Origin of the sequence: Lachnoclostridium sp. An169 (genome assembly GCF_002160525.1) — a bacterium.
In the GTDB taxonomy this organism is placed as follows: domain Bacteria; phylum Bacillota; class Clostridia; order Lachnospirales; family Lachnospiraceae; genus Mediterraneibacter; species Mediterraneibacter cottocaccae.
Window position 1 is genome coordinate 39,355 of sequence record NZ_NFKT01000032.1, and the last position, 17,104, is coordinate 56,458.

The 17,104-nt window shown below is 53.8% G+C and carries 15 protein-coding genes; 9 read left to right on the top strand and 6 right to left on the bottom strand.

What is annotated here, in order from left to right; translation table 11 throughout:
- Window positions 1-35 precede the first annotated feature (35 nt).
- From B5F07_RS17935 to B5F07_RS17945, 3 genes are all read left to right on the top strand, one after another.
- Window positions 36-2,735 carry a glycosyl hydrolase gene (locus B5F07_RS17935; RefSeq protein ID WP_087162596.1) on the top strand — a complete coding sequence of 900 codons (2,700 nt, stop codon included), beginning with the start codon at window positions 36-38 and terminating at the stop codon, window positions 2,733-2,735.
- A 39-nt stretch (window positions 2,736-2,774) separates the two neighbouring features.
- Window positions 2,775-4,106: a GH1 family beta-glucosidase gene (locus B5F07_RS17940; RefSeq protein ID WP_087162580.1), complete on the top strand. Its 1,332-nt coding sequence runs from the start codon at window positions 2,775-2,777 to the stop codon at window positions 4,104-4,106.
- A gap of 87 nt (window positions 4,107-4,193) precedes the next feature.
- The gene (locus B5F07_RS17945; RefSeq protein WP_162613167.1) at window positions 4,194-5,408 is read left to right on the top strand and encodes an AAA-like domain-containing protein; all 1,215 of its coding nucleotides are present in this window, start codon (window positions 4,194-4,196) and stop codon (window positions 5,406-5,408) included.
- A 129-nt stretch (window positions 5,409-5,537) separates the two neighbouring features.
- On the opposite strand, the gene hypE is transcribed toward B5F07_RS17945, so the two are convergent.
- From hypE to hypA, 6 genes are read right to left on the bottom strand one after another with little or no spacing between them, the layout of a single operon-like run.
- A complete protein-coding gene (gene hypE / locus B5F07_RS17950) occupies window positions 5,538-6,587 on the bottom strand; it encodes a hydrogenase expression/formation protein HypE (protein ID WP_087162582.1) in 1,050 nt (349 codons plus the stop codon).
- A gap of 21 nt (window positions 6,588-6,608) precedes the next feature.
- On the bottom strand, window positions 6,609-7,703 hold the full coding sequence (hypD, locus tag B5F07_RS17955; RefSeq protein WP_087162583.1) for a hydrogenase formation protein HypD: 1,095 nt from the start codon (window positions 7,701-7,703) through the stop codon (window positions 6,609-6,611).
- The gene (locus tag B5F07_RS17960) at window positions 7,693-7,911 is read right to left on the bottom strand and encodes a HypC/HybG/HupF family hydrogenase formation chaperone (protein ID WP_087162584.1); all 219 of its coding nucleotides are present in this window, start codon (window positions 7,909-7,911) and stop codon (window positions 7,693-7,695) included. Before B5F07_RS17960 ends, hypD begins: the two co-directional genes overlap by 11 nt.
- A complete protein-coding gene (locus tag B5F07_RS17965) occupies window positions 7,883-10,387 on the bottom strand; it encodes a carbamoyltransferase HypF (protein ID WP_087162585.1) in 2,505 nt (834 codons plus the stop codon). Before B5F07_RS17965 ends, B5F07_RS17960 begins: the two co-directional genes overlap by 29 nt.
- Window positions 10,384-11,124, bottom strand: coding sequence for a hydrogenase nickel incorporation protein HypB (gene hypB / locus B5F07_RS17970; RefSeq protein ID WP_087162586.1), 741 nt, complete (start codon window positions 11,122-11,124; stop codon window positions 10,384-10,386). The genes B5F07_RS17965 and hypB overlap by 4 nt, the downstream gene beginning before the upstream one ends.
- Window positions 11,042-11,467 carry a hydrogenase maturation nickel metallochaperone HypA gene (hypA, locus tag B5F07_RS17975; RefSeq protein ID WP_087162587.1) on the bottom strand — a complete coding sequence of 142 codons (426 nt, stop codon included), beginning with the start codon at window positions 11,465-11,467 and terminating at the stop codon, window positions 11,042-11,044. Before hypA ends, hypB begins: the two co-directional genes overlap by 83 nt.
- Window positions 11,468-11,703: 236 nt before the next feature.
- On the opposite strand from hypA, the gene B5F07_RS17980 reads away from it, so the two are divergent.
- Genes B5F07_RS17980 through B5F07_RS18005 form a run of 6 tightly spaced genes read left to right on the top strand, consistent with a single transcriptional unit; the run spans window position 11,704 to window position 16,958 of the window.
- Window positions 11,704-13,596 (top strand): NADH-quinone oxidoreductase subunit 5 family protein, encoded by a 1,893-nt coding sequence (locus tag B5F07_RS17980; protein WP_087162597.1) that lies wholly within the window; start codon window positions 11,704-11,706, stop codon window positions 13,594-13,596.
- Window positions 13,596-14,459, top strand: a complete 864-nt coding sequence (locus B5F07_RS17985; RefSeq protein WP_087162588.1) for a respiratory chain complex I subunit 1 family protein — start codon at window positions 13,596-13,598, stop codon at window positions 14,457-14,459. The genes B5F07_RS17980 and B5F07_RS17985 overlap by 1 nt, the downstream gene beginning before the upstream one ends.
- A gap of 14 nt (window positions 14,460-14,473) precedes the next feature.
- The gene (locus tag B5F07_RS17990; RefSeq protein ID WP_087162589.1) at window positions 14,474-14,968 is read left to right on the top strand and encodes an NADH-quinone oxidoreductase subunit B family protein; all 495 of its coding nucleotides are present in this window, start codon (window positions 14,474-14,476) and stop codon (window positions 14,966-14,968) included.
- The gene (locus B5F07_RS17995) at window positions 14,952-15,299 is read left to right on the top strand and encodes an NADH-quinone oxidoreductase subunit C (RefSeq protein ID WP_087162590.1); all 348 of its coding nucleotides are present in this window, start codon (window positions 14,952-14,954) and stop codon (window positions 15,297-15,299) included. The genes B5F07_RS17990 and B5F07_RS17995 overlap by 17 nt, the downstream gene beginning before the upstream one ends.
- 5 nt (window positions 15,300-15,304) lie before the next feature.
- Window positions 15,305-16,384 (top strand): hydrogenase large subunit, encoded by a 1,080-nt coding sequence (locus tag B5F07_RS18000; protein ID WP_087162591.1) that lies wholly within the window; start codon window positions 15,305-15,307, stop codon window positions 16,382-16,384.
- Window positions 16,385-16,394: 10 nt separating this feature from the next.
- The gene (locus B5F07_RS18005; protein WP_087162592.1) at window positions 16,395-16,958 is read left to right on the top strand and encodes a 4Fe-4S binding protein; all 564 of its coding nucleotides are present in this window, start codon (window positions 16,395-16,397) and stop codon (window positions 16,956-16,958) included.
- Window positions 16,959-17,104: the final 146 nt, after the last annotated feature.

Below are 17,104 nucleotides of genomic sequence, written 5' to 3' on the forward strand. Positions count from 1 at the left end.
TGAACGCTCGTACCGGTGCCGGGAAAGGACAGGAAATGAATAAGAAAATTACAGATCTGCTGGCAGACAGGGAGGAAAACCATATCTTTCCCTTTTTCTGGCAGCATGGAGAAGAGGAGTCCGTACTCAGAGAATATATGCAGGTGATCCGCAGATCCAATATCAAAGCCGTGTGTATTGAGAGCAGACCCCATCCGGATTTCTGCGGACCCGGTTGGTGGCGTGATATGGATATTATTCTGGATGAGGCAGAGAAACTGGAGATGAAGGTGTGGATTCTGGATGACAGCCATTTCCCTACAGGATACTGCAATGGAGAGATCGTGAAAAGGCCTCTTTCCATGCGCAGGCAGTTCCTGACTTACCGGATGTTGGGAGAAGTAACAGAAGGGGAGCGCCGGACATGGGAGAGCGGTGAGTACCGCAGTGTGCTTCCATTTCAGCCGTCATGGATAGAGAATTATTTCCATCTTTCCTTTGAAGAATTTGCAGATGACCGTTGGATCGGAGCTGTGGCGGTGAAAAAGGACGGAAACGGTGTGGATAACCTGGTTCCACTGCGGGAAGAAGGGGGAAAACTTTCTTTTACTGCGGCGGAGGGAACGTGGAAGGTCTATTCCTGCCAGCTGACGAGAAACCGGGGACCGCACAGGAATTATATGAACATGCTGGACCGGGAATCCTGCCGCACGCTGATCGATGCGGTGTATGAGCCGCATTACCGGCATTACAGAGACAGGTTTGGAACTACGATTGCAGGTTTCTTTTCCGATGAGCCGGAGATCGGGAACGGGCACCTTTATGAGATGGACCGGAAGATCTATGAAAACGGTGATCAGCCGTGGAGCCCGGAACTGGAAACAGCTCTGAAAGAAGAGTGGGGAGAGGAGTATTTCCGTTATCTGCCCCTTCTCTGGGAACAGGACTTTGACCGGGGAATGACCGCACAGGTACGCTTCTGTTTTATGGATCATGTGACGCATCTTGTGGAAAAGAATTTCTCACAGCAGGTGGGAACATGGTGCCGGGAGCATGGCGTGGAATATATCGGGCATCTGATCGAGGACAACAACCAGCATGCGCGGTGCGGTTCCAGCCTGGGGCATTACTTCCGCGGACTGTCAGGGCAGGATATGGCAGGAATAGACGATATCGGGGGACAGGTTCTGCCTCAGGGGGAAGATATTGAGTATACTTCCCATCTCGGGACAAAGAGAGACGGTGTGTTCTATCATTTTACACTGGGGCGGCTTGCATCCAGTGCGGCGGCGATTGATTCCCGGAAAAAAGGAAACTCCATGTGTGAGATATTCGGGAATTACGGATGGAAGGAGGGCGTGAGGCTGGAAGCATATCTTGCGGATCATTTTATGGTGCGGGGAGTGAATCATTTTGTGCCCCATGCATTTTCGGCAAAGGATTTCCCGGATCCGGACTGCCCGCCCCATTTCTACGCCCACGGACACAATCCTCAGTACAGACATTTTGGCGTGCTGATGAAGTATATGAACCGGGTGTGTACACTGATCAGCGGCGGAACCCATGAGAGCGAGGCTGCCATTCTCTATCACGGGGATGCGGAGTGGACAGGGATGAAGTGTATGTATGTCCAGGAGCCTGCTCGGATTCTCACAGAGAATCAGGTCGGCTTTGATTTCGTGCCTTCGGATATTTTTACGGATGCGTGTTATAAGACGAACCTCGAGGGAGGACTGACAGTGAACACGCAGCATTATAAGGTACTGATTATACCGGAAGCAGACTATATTACAAAAGAGACTGCGCAGGCGGCTGCGGCGCTTGGAGAACAGGGATTTCCCTGTATCTTTCTGAACAGTTATCCTCAGGGAATCTGTAATGAACCGGATGCTGCCGAAGGAAGGAGAATCCTTGACAGGCTCCTGAGATATACAGGGAAAATAAAACTGGACGAACTGGCGGGATATCTGGAAGAACAGGAAATCGGAACAGTCCGGATATCGCCCGCAGAGCCATATATCAGAAGTCTTATCTATCATGGAGATACAGACATTTTATATATGACAAATGAAGGAACCCGGGTGTATGAGGGAAATGTGGAAGTAAGGACTTCATATAATACATGCTGCCGGTATCAGGCGTGGGAAAATACGCTGGAGAAGGCGGAGGCGTCGGTGACAGCAGACGGGATGATGATCCGGGCGAAGATCGAGCCGGGGAAAAGCTTTATTATCGTGTTTGGCGAGACGGCAGAGACCGGCGGAGGAAAGTACCGGAAGCCGGAGGCAGATCTGGAATGCAGACAGGAACTGTGTGATAACTGGAAACGTTCTGTCTGCGGCAGCATTGATTACCCGCTGTTTCACAGTGAGAAGAACGTGTCACTGCCGGACTGTGTGGAGGAGGAGATCCCGGACTTCGCGGGATATGTCAGATATGAGAAGTGGCTGGATGCTGAGGATATTCCGGAAACCGGCGGACCCGGGGAAGCAGGAAAGACGGTGCTTGAGATTACAGATGCGGGAGAGGCTGTGCAGGTGTTTGTAAATGGAAGAGATCTGGGGATTCAGATTGTCCCGCCTTACCGCTATGACATCAGCAGTGAGCTGACAGACGGGAAGAATCAGATCGTGATCGAAGCTGCCACGACACTGGAGCGGCAGATCCCGCCGAAGAACAGGACGCCGGAATGGAAACCGGGGAATCAGTGCGGACTGTGTGGAAATGTGTATCTGGTACATGAGAAGAACGGATAATGGGCTGAGATTAATACATCAGGATGGAGGAATCAGAAAATGGAGAAAAAATTTCCGGAGAATTTTTTATGGGGAGCGGCGAGCGCTGCATTTCAGGTAGAGGGCGCGCGCAATGAGGATGGAAGGACTGACAGCATATGGGACGCTCTGACACCTCAGAAGATTAAGAGAAATGAAAACGGAGATGTTACATGCGACCACTATCACCGCTGGAAGGAAGATGTTGAGCTGATGAAGGAACTGGGACTTAAGAGTTACCGCTTTTCCATCAGCTGGTCCAGAGTGATCCCGGAGAGGGGAAAAGTAAACGAGAAGGGGCTTGCGTTTTACGTCCGCCTGGCCAGCAGTCTTGCAGAGGCGGGAATCGAACCGCTCTGCACGCTCTATCACTGGGATCTCCCGATGTGGCTCCACGAGGAAGGCGGTTGGGAGAACCCGCATATTGTTGAGGACTTCGAAGAGTATGTAAAAGTTGTGGTTGAGGCGCTTTCGGATAAGGTGGGTTACTGGATGACATTTAACGAGCCGGCATGCTTTATCGGTCTTGGTTACATCGAGGGAAGGTATGTGCCGTTCCGGAAGAATACCATGGCGAAGGAGCAGAAAATGAGGGAGCTGGCAAGGATCAGCAGAAACGTGCTTCTCTGCCATGGAAAAGCCGTGCAGATCATCCGGAAATATGCGAAGAGAACACCTCAGATCGGCGCCGCCTTAAACGCCCATACGTTTGCGGCTTATGACAATACGCCGGAGGGCATTGAACGGGCAAGGGAGAATATGTTTAATGTTGAGAAAGAAGCCTACTTTGCGGTGAACTGGTGGGCAGACCCGATGATTCTGGGGAAGGCACCCGCATATATGGAAGAGGTGGTATCGGAAGCGGATCTGCGCGAGATCTGTCAGCCTTTGGATTTCTTCGGATTTAACTGCTATTTTGCGAGCAACTATGATGCGGATGAACTTAACCCGGACAAGGGATGGGCGGGAATGCCGCGAACCCAGATCGGCTGGCCCGTCTCCCCGGATATTCTCTACTGGGCGCCCAGATTCCTTTATGAGAGATATCACCTTCCGATTCTGATCACGGAAAACGGTATGGCAAATATCGACTTTGTGATGAGTGACGGGAAAGTACATGATCCCCAGAGAATCGAATATCTCAAGGCATACCTGGGGCAGCTCCATCAGGTGATGGAAGAGGGCGTTCCGGTGATCGGCTACACGGTCTGGTCGCTGATGGACAATTTTGAGTGGACAGATGGTTTCGATCCCAGGTTCGGGCTTGTATATGTGGATTACAGGACGCAGAAGAGAACGCCCAAAGATTCGTTCTACTGGTATCAGCAGGTAATCCGGGAGAACGGGGTGTAAGTCAGGAACCGGTTGAAAAAATATATCCGGTGTGCTAAGGTTTAGATAGAATCAGCGGAAAAAATGCTGAAGGGAGGCGTTAGCAAAATGCCCAGAGTTTTTAATACAACCGCGGTATGCATACCGGAAAAACATTATATGGTAAATCTCGACAGCCGCCTGCGGGAGATTCGTCAGCTTGTGGATGAAGGAAAATATTTTACCATTAACCGGGCGAGGCAGTATGGCAAGACAACATTGCTGATGGCTTTGAACCAGAGCCTGAAAAATGCATATTATACAGTTTCGTTGGACTTTCAGACTTTTGGAAGTGCAGAATTTCGTACAGAATATACGTTTGCGGAAGCCTTTGCAGGAGCTTTTGCCGAGGGCTTTGAATATAATAATCCTTCGATTCCCGGGAGGCTGCGGGATCTGGCAGATGGCCTGGAAGAAGAGCATGAGGAGAAAAAATATACGTTGCGCAGCCTTTTCAGAAAATTGAGATCGATCTGCGCTGCCTCTGACAGGCCAATCGTCCTGATGATAGATGAAGTGGACAGTGCATCGAATAATCAGGTGTTCCTCGATTTCCTGGCACAGCTTCGGGCACAGTATATTACGAGATTCCAACAGCCGGCATTTCAGTCGGTGATCCTTGCCGGAGTCTGCGATGTAAAGAATCTGAAGCAGAAGATCCGGCCGGAAGGAGAGCATAAATACAACAGCCCCTGGAATATTGCTGCGGACTTTAAGGTAGATATGAGTTTCTCTGCCGCAGATATTGCCGGGATGCTGGAAGAGTATGAGACAGATTATAATACGGGCATGGACATCTCTATGATGTCAGAGCTGCTCCGCGACTATACTTCCGGTTACCCTTTCCTTGTCTCGAGGCTTTGCCAGTTGATGGACGAAGCAGTGAGTATAAAAGCGGAATATGCCTCAAAGAAAGCAGCGTGGACAAAAGAGGGATTTAATGAAGCAGTGCGCATGCTTCTGAGTGAAAAAAATACGCTGTTCGAGTCTCTGATCGGAAAACTGCATGATTATCCCCGGCTCAATACCATGTTGGAAACGGTACTTTTTACAGGCAGGACTTTTTTGTATAATTCAGATGAAAATACAACAGATATAGCGTCTATGTTTGGATTTATTAAGAACCGGAACGGGACAGTGGCAGTGGCCAACCGGATATTTGAGATGAGACTTTATAATTACTATTTATCACAGAGTGAAATGCAGGAGACAGAACTATACAGGACATCTCTGCAGGACAGAAGCTCAATAAAAAGAAAAAGCCGGGTGTACATGAAATTATAATAGGAGACAAAGAAATCATCGAGGCGGTAGTGTAGAAGAGAAAAGCAGGCAGGATGAAAGAACAGTGTTTCTTTTGTCCCTGCCTGTTTTTCGGTTCATTTCCATCAGCAGATTGTCGGCGCATATATATCAGCAGATTCTCGGCAGCTGCATCCCTGTGAGCTTGGTCAGGATCCGGTGCCCGCCGATGGGAGTCTTTAACAGAACCTTCCCCGGCATATCCTCTGTGACTGTCCCAATCCGGGCAGCGTCTTTCCCTTCCGGAAGCGTCCTCATGGCGGCGAGAACAGCCTCTGCTTTTTCCGGAGCACAGACCACCAGCATGCGTCCCTCACAGGCACAGTACAGCGGATCCAGTCCGAGCATATCGCAGGCGGCTTCCACCACGGGATCTACGGGAATGTCGTTCTGGATGAGTTCAATAGAGAAAGGCATCCCTTCCGAAAATTCATTCAGAGTGGTGGCAACGCCGCCCCGGGTGGGATCCCGGAGGATGCGCACTGCTCCGGCGTCAGCGGAGCCCCCGGAGGTGTTCGATGTCTGCTGTGCTGCCTCGAGCACTGCGGCGCTGATGCTGTGGAGAGGGGCACAGTCGGAGACGAGGGGACTTCCCTCATCCAGAAGCCCTGCCCGCGCCATCATGACGGCGGTGCCGTGGCAGCCTGCAGTGCCGCTTATGAGCACGGCGTCGCCGGGGCGTATTCCTGATTTCCCCGGAAGGACGGCGCGGCGCAGCCCGATTCCGGACGTATTGATATAGATGCCGTCTCCTTTTCCTGATTCCACGACTTTTGTGTCTCCGGTGACGATTATCACGCCGCATTTTCTGGTCTCTGCTGCGACCGAGGCAACGATTTCTTTCAGGTCAGCAATCGGGAAGCCTTCTTCCAGGATGAGGGAAAGACTTAAGTATCTGGGCGTGCCTCCCGCCATGCACAGATCGTTTACCGTGCCGCAGACGGAGAGCTTTCCGATGTCGCCTCCGGGAAAACGCCAGGGCGTCACCACGAAGCTGTCCGTGGAGAAGACCAGCCCGCTCCCTCCCGTATCTGCGAGAACTGCGCCGTCGCCGAGCTCTGTGAGAAGCGGGTTGTCAAATGCAGGGAGAAGGACAGAGTCGATCAGCTCCGACGTCTTAAGCCCTCCGCTTCCGTAATCCAGTGTAATTCTATCATTCATATGGATGAACCTCTTTTCTGTTTATCTGTCGTACTGATATGCCGCCGCACAGGCGCCCTCGCCGGAGACCATGCACGGTCCCACCGGATTTTCCGGAGTGCATGTGCTGCCAAAGAGAGGGCACTCTCCCGGAGAAAGGACGCCGCGGATGATCTGCGCGCAGCTGCATCCGGGAATCTCACGGCTGCCGGGAAGGGTGAGGTGAAATTTCTCCCAGGCGTCCCATTGCCGGTATTCTTCCCGTATCCGGAAGCCGCTTTCTTCGATATGCCCCAGTCCGCGCCAGTCGGAGGGAGCGGAGCAGAATACCTGACCGATCAGTTCTTTCGCCGCCGGATTCCCCTGGGGGCGGACCAGACGGGTATATTCGTTGACGAGGGCAGGCGATTTCCGGGTGATCATCCGGGTCAGTTCCAGGACACAGCCGAGCAGATCCGCGGCTTCAAATCCGCCAACCACCGCCGGCAGTCCGTATTCCTCCGGCAGAAAGGCGAATGCGTCAGAGCCGGTGATGGCCGCCACATGTCCGGGACACAGGAATCCGTCCACGGCAAAGTCCGGGGATTCGATCAGCGCCCGAAGCGCAGGGAAAGTCTTTTTCAGAAGACAGAGAACGGAAAAATTCGTCACCCCGAGGGAAGCTGCTTCCCTGATGCAGACGGCTGTCCCGGGGGCAGTGGTCTCGAATCCGACTCCGAGGAAAACGACTTCCAGTTCCGGGTGCTCCCGGGCTGTCTGCAGCGCCTCCATGGGCGAATAGACGGAGAGCACTTTTGCGCCGGCGCCCCTGCGGTTCATGAGGCTGTCGCCTCTGCGGGAACCGGGGACGCGCAGAAGATCGCCGTAGCTTGCGATGAGAACGTCCGGCTTTTCGGAGAGCGAGAGAATCATATCCATTGCCCCGGCGGGGGTGACGCAGACCGGACAGCCGGGACCGGAGAGCAGGCGGATGGAAGGCGGCAGGACAGTTTTCAGTCCGCTGCGGGCGATTGCCATGGTGTGTGTGCCGCAGATTTCCATGATCCTGATTTCCCCGGAAGAGGGCGCATATTGCCGGATTTTTTCAAGCGTGCCGGCAGCGTTCCCGGGATTTTTAAAGTCCTGTTCACAAAGCATTTTGAATCTCCTCCAACAGTTCCAGATTTTCCTTTGCTTCTTTTTCCGACATTTTTTCGATGGCAAATCCGGCGTGAACCATGACGTAATCGCCGGGAAGAGCGTCCTCGATAAAGTCAATCCGGACGGACTGGGTCAGCCCTCCGGCGTCGCAGGATGCTGTCTTTCCATCTATTGTTTTAATTTTCATCGGCATTGCCAGACACATGACTGTCACTCCTTCTTTTTCGTGCGATGGCGAGCTGTCCGAGACAGATCCCTTCATCGCCGGTAGAAACCTGATGGTGTGTATATACGTGAAATCCGTTTTCCTCAAGCAGCGAGGTGATTCCGGACAGGAGGAACCGGTTCTGGAATACACCTCCGGAGAGGACAACGGGAAGTTTGCAGGGATTTAGCGCCAGGCACTGTTCCAGAGCCATGCAGCAGAGTGTTGCCTGAAAACGCAGGGCAGTTTCTCCCGGCGGTCTGCCCTTCTGGATGTCCCGGACGATTCCGCGGATGACCGGGCGGGTGTCAAAGATGCGGACACCCCATTTGTTATCTCCTCTGTCCTCCATATAAAAGGAAAGGGGATAAGAGAGTTCTCTGAGGTATGTCTCTGTCTGACCCGGAACAGTATCCGGAACTTCCAACGGGCAGAGCGATTCCACGAGGGCGGGCGCTTCCCCGTCATAGCTGACATCTGCGCGGTCAAGAAGCAGGGAGCATACTCCGTCGAAAAGCCGTCCGATACTGGAAGCACGGGGCGGGATTGAGGAGTGGATCAGGCGGGAGAGCATTCTGCATCTGTCCTCCGGCAGGGATATGAGTCCTTCCGGGCTGATCCCCGCGTCCAGGAGAAGCGCAAGGGCGATCCGGCTGATCTCCTGGACGGCTTTGTCTCCTCCGGCGAGAGAAACGGGGCGGATGGAACCTGTGCGCCTGAAGTCAGAGTAATCTCCGGTCAGGAATTCGCCGCCCCAGACGGCGCCGTCCGTTCCAAGCCCCGTGCCGTCCCAGATGATGCCGAAGCAGGGTTCGGACAGGGCGTTGTCCGCCATGCAGGAAGCCATATGCGCCCAGTGGTGCTGCACCTGCAGAAGGGGGACTTCTCTGCGGGAGGCTTCTTCTGCGGCAATCCGGGTGGAAATATAGTCCGGGTGCAGGTCGCAGACGAACAGGGATGGTTCCAGGCGGAAGAGGCGCTCGTAAGTTCGGCGCGCTTCATTATAATGGGCGGCTGTCTCGGCATTTTTCAGATCCCCGATATAGGGGCTTAAAAATACTTCGTCACCTCTCCCAAGGGCAAAAGAAGCTTTCAGTTCCGCGCCCATGGCGAAAATGCCGCCCTTGTCTTCTGTTTCCGGGCTGGCCGCGTCTCCGGAGGTTTCGGCGGCGCACTCCTTCATCTTCAGCGGCGAGGGGGCATATCCCCGGCTCCGCCGGAAAAAACAGGGAGCGCCCTGCCACTCCATGACGAGAGAATCATCGCAGCGGTTCTCGATGGGGCGGTTGTGCAGAAGAAATCCATCTGCCACATCCCCGAGGGCGGTAAGCGCCTCTTTGTTTTCCGTGATCACCGGACATCCGGAAACATTTCCGCTTGTCATGACCACCGTGTCCGGTCCGCCATACGTCCCGTCCAGAAGAAGCATGTGCAGAGGCGTGTACGGAAGCATGACGCCAAGGCGGGGGCTGAAGCTTAACTCCCTGAGCACTGCAGAATCCCGGTCCTTTTTCGCAAGAAGGACGATCGGACGCGCGGGACTGGCGAGAAGGCGTTCTTCTTCCGGTGTCACACGGCAGATCCGGCGGACTGCCTCCAGGGAGGAACACATGACAGCCAGGGGCTTTTCCGGGCGGTGCTTGCGCTGTCGAAGCCGACGGACTGCTTCCGGTCGGCAGGCGTCACAGGCAAGATGAATTCCGCCGATGCCTTTCACTGCGAGAATCCCGCCTTGGACGAGCAGTTCCTGGGCAGCACGAAAGGGCTCCGGATCCATTCCGGCGGCTGTGCTTTCCGATGGGAGAGTTTGTGTTGTGCTTTCCGGAGGGAGAGTTTGTGCCGTGGCCTTTGGCTGCATCGCTTCTCTGGCTTCTCGATAAAAGACCTGCGGACCGCACGCCGGGCAGCAGTCGGGCTGCGCGTGATAGCGGCGGCTGCGGATGTCGTGGTACTCCTGTTCACATTCCGGGCACATGGGGAACTGTTCCATGACCGTGCGCTCCCGGTCGTAGGGCAGATCCCGGATGATCGTGTACCGGGGACCGCAGTTGGTACAGTTGATAAACGGATAGCGGTATCTGCGGTCCGAAGGGGTGTAAAGCTCTCTGGCACATTCCGGACAGATGGAAATGTCCGGGGAGACAAGAGTGTGTCCGGCGCTGATGCGGCTCTTGCGTATAACGAATTTCCCCGGCTGACAGGCGGAATCGGAATCGTCGGATGTCTCTTTGGCAGGCATTGCCCGGACTTCTTCGATTACCGCCATGGGCGGCGGGGAATCCTGCAGATCTTTCAGAAAGTGTTCCAGATTCTGCTCCGTCCCTTCCAGTTCCCCTTCCAGCCCTTCTGAGGTGTTGCGCACCCATCCGCCGATCCGGTATTTTTCTGCCAGTCTGTGGAGAAAGGGGCGGAAGCCCACGCCCTGGACGATGCCGGATACCGTCAGGCGGATCCGCGTCATGGATTCCCGACTCATGATCTGTCATCCGCGGGAGCCGCTTCCTCCGCCGGGGCAGTCTCGCCCGCCGCAGTCGCGTCTCCTGTCAAAGCCGCATCCTCGCCAAACGCAGCGGAGATTTTCCCTGCGATGAATTCTGCCAGTTCCCCGACACCTTCCCCATCGCGGCTGTTGACATGGAAGAAGGGCGCGCCGGGATTTACGGTATGATAATTTGCCACAACCCGCTCCGCATCAAAATCGAAATAAGGAAGCATGTCGTACTTATTTAAGACAAGGCAGTCGGTATCGGTAAACATGAGCGGGTATTTCTCTACTTTGTCGTCCCCTTCCGGTATGCTGAGGAGGGTGATACGCAGAGATTCCCCGATCCGAAACTCTGCCGGGCACACAAGATTCCCGATATTTTCCACGAAGATCAGATCCAGAGAATCCAGGGGGAGCTCCGGCAGGATCGCACGGATGCTCATGGCTTCGATGTGGCAGGCTCCGTCTGTGTTGAGCTGCACGGTGGGGATCCCCAGATCCGCAATCCGCTCGGCGTCGATCTTTCCTGCAATATCTCCCTCAATGACTCCGATGCGGAAACGGTCTTTCAGGGCGCCGATAAGGGCGGTAATCATGCTGGTCTTTCCGGCGCCGGGACTTCCCATGACATTGACCATGCAGATTTTATGCCCTGCCAGTGTCTCCCGTACTTCCTGGCTCACATCCTCGTTCCAGTCCATGATCTGGTGCAGTACCTTTATCTCCATCTGTATCTACCTCCATACTTTCGATATAAAATTCTTTCCCCGAGAGAAGCTCCAGCCTGAGGCTGCCGCAGTGCGGACACTGCAGGCTGCGGGGAGTGATCTCGCCTTCCCTGCCGCAGTCCCGGCAGCGGACCCTGACCGGAAGAAACTCCGCCTCGATGCGTGCGCCCTCTGCGATGGTCCCTTCGGAGAGCATGTCCAGATAGACCTGGATACACTCCGGGACGATCCCTCCAAGCTGCCCCACACATATTTTTATGGCGCGGATTTTCACAGCGCCCTGTCTCTGTGCTTCTTTGAGACAGTAATCGAGCAGATGCTCTGTAATACTCAGTTCGTGCATAACGGCACCTCCCCTGGAATTCCGAACACTACCATTCTAGCACATTCCGGGAGAAAAGAAAGAGTAAGAAAAATTTTGCCGGAAAAGGAAGAAGAAAGAACAAATTTGGTATTGTAAAAAAAATGAATCAGGATTATAACAATAATGGGCAATTTTTTATTCAATATATACAGATATCTGTAAAAGTGTATCTGAATTATATGCCAGAATACATAAAGAGAGGAAGTGCTGAAAATATGACAATGATACCATTTTTAATCGGTATCCCGGTGCTGTTTGCCCTGATTTTCCCCTTTATGCGGGAGAGCAGATCCAGGGGAATCATGGTATACACAGGAGCCGGGATCGTGATGCTGACGACGGTGATTTTTATCGTTCAGTGGCTGGCAGGCGGGGCGGAAACGCTGATGCTCTATCCGTCAACGGAACTGGTGGATCATCTGATGGCAGCGGGGGATATTATCCTGATGTGCCTGATCGTATATCTGAGTATAAAATACAGAAGAATCCTGCCCATTCTGCTGTCCGTGGGGCAGACGGTGCTGATGCTTTATACGGAGTTCTCGACTGAGGTGGCGGAAGGACCCCACATGTCCGTGGACTGGCTGACCATTCTCATGTGCATCATCATCGCATTTATCGGAGGATTTATCTGTATCTATACCGTGGGGTATATGAAGGGATATCACGCGCATCATACAGATGTTCAGGACCGGCAGCCGTTTTTCTTTTCCATGCTGTTCCTGTTTCTGGCAGCCATGTTCGGTCTGGTCTTTTCCCAGAATCTGATCTGGATGTACTTTTTCTGGGAGATCACCAGTGTGATTTCGTTCCTGATGATCGGATATACGAGAACAGATGAGGCGGTGAACAACAGCTTCTGCGCTCTGTGGATGAACCTGCTGGGCGGTCTGGGATTTGCCGCAGGCATTACATGGATGGCGTTTATGGAAGGAACTGTCCAGCTGTTGGATGTGATCAGTGCAGGCGCGGAGGTGCCGCTGATCTGTCTTGCCCTGGCGGGACTGACCAAATCCGCGCAGCTTCCCTTTTCCACCTGGCTTGTGGGGGCAATGGTGGCGCCTACGCCTTCCAGCGCGCTGCTTCACAGTGCGACCATGGTAAAGGCAGGTGTGTATCTGCTGATCCGTCTTTCCCCGGCGTTCTACGGAAATATGACCGGGATTATCGTCTCAAGCATCGGCGGCCTGACATTTATCATGGCAAGTATGATGGCGATTGCACAGAATGACGGCAAGAAAGTGCTGGCATTCTCCACAATCTCCAATCTGGGACTGATCGTGGGCTGCGCCGGGATCGGCGTGGAGGAGACGGTCTGGGCTGCCGTATTCCTGATGATCTTCCACTCGGTCAGCAAATCCATGCTGTTCCAGTCCGTGGGCGCTACGGAAAACTGCCTGGGTTCCAGGGATATCGAGGATATGCACGGGCTGATTATCCGGATTCCGAAACTGGCGTATATCATGGGAATCGGAATCGCCGGAATGTATCTGGCGCCTTTCGGCATGCTGATTTCCAAATGGGTTGCCCTCAAGGCATTCGTGGACTCCGGGAACTTTGTCCTGGTGCTCTTCATCGCATACGGCAGCGCCACAACCATGTTTTACTGGACGAAATGGCTGGCAAAGCTTCTGTGCTACCATATCCCGCGTGACACGGTGAAAGATGTGACTCACAGGGATGAATATGTATCCATGTCATTCCATGCAGCGGTGATGCTGCTTTTGTGCCTCTTCCTTCCTTTTGTGGCAATCAAGGTGGTCAATCCGATTGTGCGGGAGCTGTTCGGAAATTCCACAGACGTTCTGTCGATGAGTGTGCTTGCGACAATGGCGATTATGCTTGTGTCAATCTTCATTGTCCCGGTGGTTATGTTCTTCATCAGCCGCAGGTCGCACCGGGAGCTGGTGCCGATCTATATGAACGGAATCAACGAGGGCGACAACCGCTACTTTACAAACAGCTTCGGGGATAAAGAACATCTGTATCTGAGCAACTGGTATCTGCGTTTTGAATTCGGGCGCAGACACCTGCGGATTCCGGCGATTATCCTGGCCGCTGCCGTGCTTGTACTCGGGTTCTGTCTTGTGATTGGAGGTGCCCTGTGATGGAAAAAGTCTTATTTGTACTTGCCTATCTGATATTTGCGCCACTCCTGGGCGGTCTCCTGGACGGTGTGGAGCGAATCATAAGCGCCAGGATGCAGAGGAGAAAAGGACCGCATCTGCTTCAGCCGTTCTATGATATCGGCAAACTTTTTTCCAAAGAGATGATCGCGGTCAACAATGTCCAGCTTCTTCTGAACTTAAGCTACCTTGTGATCCTTGTGATTGCCGGGTGCATGCTGTTCGCCGGGGCTGATCTTCTGATGGTGCTGTTCATCTTAAGTACGGCGGACATGTTCCTGATCATGGCGGCGTCCAGCGATTCTTCCCCGTACGCCAACATGGGTGCGAGCCGGGAGATGCTCCAGATGATGGCATACGAGCCGCTGACCCTTCTGGTGGCGGTGGGATTCTATCTGACAACCGGATCTTTCCATGTATCGGACATCATCCGGGCAGATGTAAGCGCAGTGATCTGGATGCCGGGGCTGCTCGTGGGATTCATGTTCACTGCGGCGATCAAGTTCCGTAAATCGCCTTTCGACCTGTCCACTAGCCATCATGCGCACCAGGAGATGGTCAAGGGAATTACTACGGAGATGTCAGGAACGACTCTGGCGATCATGAACATTGCGGAATATTATGAGATGATCCTGCTCTTCGGCATTTTCTGTCTGTTCTTTATCAACAGCACATGGTGGAGCTGGATTGTAGCAGTGCTCGCCTGCGCGCTGATCTTCTTTATGGAAACGCTGTGGGACAATGTGAGCGCCCGTGTAAAATGGAAAACGCTTCTCTACAGCTGCTGGGTAGTGACCCTGGTGGCAGGTGGAGTAAACATACTGATTCTGATGCTGGATAAGTAGGGAGGAGGACAAGCATGAGTAAAGTTTCAAAATCACCGTGGCTGCTCCACTATGACGCCAGCAGCTGCAACGGCTGCGACATCGAGGTGTTGGACTGCCTGACGCCGAAATACGATATCGAGCGGTTTGGAATTATCAACACCGGAGATCCTTTCCAGGCGGATATCCTTCTGATTACCGGAGGGGTAAACAGCCAGACCGAGAGTGTGGTAAAGCAGATCTACAGTCAGATGCCGGAACCGAAAGTGGTGGTGGCAGTGGGAATCTGCGCCTGCACCGGCGGTGTTTTTAAAGAATGTTATAACATAAAAGGCGGGATCGATACGGTGATCCCGGTAGACGTATACGTGCCCGGCTGCGCGGCGCGTCCGGAGTCGATCATCGACGGGGTCGTGCAGGCGCTGAAAGTGCTAGACGAAAAGCAGACGGCGCTTGAGGCGAAGAAAGCCGCGGAAAAGAGCGGGCATCCGGGAACGGCGGGAGGTGACGGACATGGCATATCAGAGTGAGATCAGGAAAGTCACGAAAGGGGAGTTCTTCCCGGCAATCGTGGATATGAAGGCAAAGGACTGGAGGCTGGTTCAGATCTGTGCGGTTTCGGTGGAAGGCGGATACGAGATGAGCTACTCCTTCTGTAAAGACTACGAGATGGTAACGCTCCGGCTGGATGTGGAGATGGACGAAGAGGTGGCGAGCATCACCCAGATTTATCCGTGTGCATTTCTGCAGGAAAACGAAGCGGCGGAGCTTTTCGGCGTGAAGATTACCAACATTCAGACAGATTATCATGACAGGCTGTACCGGATCGATGAGACGGCGCCGTTTAAGAAGAAGGAGTAGGAAATATGGCAAAGAGAAGTATCGTACCTTTCGGTCCCCAGCACCCGGTGCTGCCGGAGCCTGTCCATCTGGATCTCGTCCTGGAGGATGAGACCGTGGTGGGCGCGGTGCCGAGCATCGGCTACATTCACCGGGGACTGGAAAAACTGGTGGAAAAGAGAGATTTTAAACAGTATGTATATATTGCGGAGCGGGTCTGCGGAATCTGCAGCTGCGGGCACGGACTCGGCTACTGCGAGGCAGTGGAGCAGGTCATGGGAATCGAGGTGCCTGACCGTGCAAAATACCTGCGCACCATCTGGATGGAGATGAGCCGTGTACACAGCCATCTGCTCTGGCTGGGACTTCTGGCGGACGCCATGGGGTTCGAGAGCCTGTTTATGGAGAGCTGGAGGCTGCGGGAAAAGATCCTGGACATGTTCGATGAGACGACGGGAGGAAGGATCATCCATTCCGTTAACTGTGTGGGAGGCGTCCAGAAAGATATGGATTCTTCCATGTTAAATGACATCCTCCATGCGGTGAAGGATCTGGAGGGAGAGCTGAAGCCGGTTGTGGAGACATTTCTTCAGGATTATACCGTGCAGAGCCGTCTGAAAGGAACCGGTATCCTGACAAAGGAAAATGCCATCGCCATGGGTGCTGTAGGCCCCATGCTGCGCGCCAGCGGTGTGGAGTATGACGCACGGCTGCTTGGATACGCAGCCTATAAGGATCTTACCGTTGCGCCGGTTACATCACAGGAGTGCGATTCCTACGCGAGATGCGAGGTGCGGCTGAAAGAGCTGATGCAGTCCTTTGAACTGATCCGGGAAGCCATCGGGAAAATCCCGGAGGGAGATATCAGCGTTCCGGTGAAGGGGAATCCGTCGGGAGAGTTCTTCATGCGCATCGAGCAGCCCAGAGGCGAGGCGATTTACTACGTCAAGGGAAACGGCACGAAATATCTGGACCGTTTCCGGCTGCGCACGCCTACGACAAGCAACATACCTCCCATGGTGGAGATGCTCAAAGGGTGCCAGCTCGCGGATGTGCCGGTGCTGATCCTGACCATTGACCCGTGCGTGAGCTGCACGGAGCGTTAGGAGGTGCAGTATGGAGAAGACGAGAATATTTACACTGGCAGGAAGAGTGCTGAAAAATCTGTTCCGGAAACCGGCGACCACGGGCTACCCCTTTGAGCCGGTGGACTATCCGGAGCGGATGCGGGGGCACGTGACGATAAAGATCGAGGACTGCATCAGCTGCGGGCTGTGCATGCGCTCCTGTCCGTCCCAGGCGATCCAGGTGGACCGGAAGGCAGGCACATGGATAATCAACCGTTTCGACTGCGTTCAGTGCGGAAGCTGCGTAAGCGTATGTCCGAAGAAATGCCTGTTTATGGAGAAAGGCTATACGGCGCCGGATGTTCAGAAGAAGAGCGAGAACTATGTGAAACCGAAGACGGAAGAACAGACGGCTTCAGGCGGAGGCGGCGGAAAACCGGCGGTAGACCCGGAAAAATGCGTCTACTGCACACTCTGCGCAAAGAAATGTCCCCAGGAAGCGATCACAGTTGACCGCAAGGAAAAACTGTGGAAACTCCACGAAGAAAAATGTGTAGGCTGCGGAATCTGCGCCGGAGCCTGCCCGAAAAAAGCCATAGAGATGAAGGATTAGGAAACATCAGCGAGACCTGCGGAGCGATCCGCGGGTCTTTCCTTGTGTGCCGAGCATGGCACTAATCTTACTGGTGAAAGTCCAGTCACGGGTATTTACCGCCAAGTGTAGTGAACCACAAGCCGGTGTCAGTAATGGCATAGGTG

Excerpts from the sequence above, each read along its gene's own strand:
- B5F07_RS17935 (WP_087162596.1), top strand. The coding sequence starts at position 36 with ATGAATAAGAAAATTACAGATCTGCTGGCAGACAGGGAGGAAAACCAT.
- B5F07_RS17940 (WP_087162580.1), top strand. The coding sequence starts at position 2,775 with ATGGAGAAAAAATTTCCGGAGAATTTTTTATGGGGAGCGGCGAGCGCT.
- B5F07_RS17945 (WP_162613167.1), top strand. The coding sequence starts at position 4,194 with ATGCCCAGAGTTTTTAATACAACCGCGGTATGCATACCGGAAAAACAT.
- hypE (WP_087162582.1), bottom strand. The coding sequence starts at position 6,587 with ATGAATGATAGAATTACACTGGATTACGGAAGCGGAGGGCTTAAGACG.
- hypD (WP_087162583.1), bottom strand. The coding sequence starts at position 7,703 with ATGCTTTGTGAACAGGACTTTAAAAATCCCGGGAACGCTGCCGGCACG.
- B5F07_RS17960 (WP_087162584.1), bottom strand. The coding sequence starts at position 7,911 with ATGTGTCTGGCAATGCCGATGAAAATTAAAACAATAGATGGAAAGACA.
- B5F07_RS17965 (WP_087162585.1), bottom strand. The coding sequence starts at position 10,387 with ATGAGTCGGGAATCCATGACGCGGATCCGCCTGACGGTATCCGGCATC.
- hypB (WP_087162586.1), bottom strand. The coding sequence starts at position 11,124 with ATGGAGATAAAGGTACTGCACCAGATCATGGACTGGAACGAGGATGTG.
- hypA (WP_087162587.1), bottom strand. The coding sequence starts at position 11,467 with ATGCACGAACTGAGTATTACAGAGCATCTGCTCGATTACTGTCTCAAA.
- B5F07_RS17980 (WP_087162597.1), top strand. The coding sequence starts at position 11,704 with ATGACAATGATACCATTTTTAATCGGTATCCCGGTGCTGTTTGCCCTG.
- B5F07_RS17985 (WP_087162588.1), top strand. The coding sequence starts at position 13,596 with ATGGAAAAAGTCTTATTTGTACTTGCCTATCTGATATTTGCGCCACTC.
- B5F07_RS17990 (WP_087162589.1), top strand. The coding sequence starts at position 14,474 with ATGAGTAAAGTTTCAAAATCACCGTGGCTGCTCCACTATGACGCCAGC.
- B5F07_RS17995 (WP_087162590.1), top strand. The coding sequence starts at position 14,952 with ATGGCATATCAGAGTGAGATCAGGAAAGTCACGAAAGGGGAGTTCTTC.
- B5F07_RS18000 (WP_087162591.1), top strand. The coding sequence starts at position 15,305 with ATGGCAAAGAGAAGTATCGTACCTTTCGGTCCCCAGCACCCGGTGCTG.
- B5F07_RS18005 (WP_087162592.1), top strand. The coding sequence starts at position 16,395 with ATGGAGAAGACGAGAATATTTACACTGGCAGGAAGAGTGCTGAAAAAT.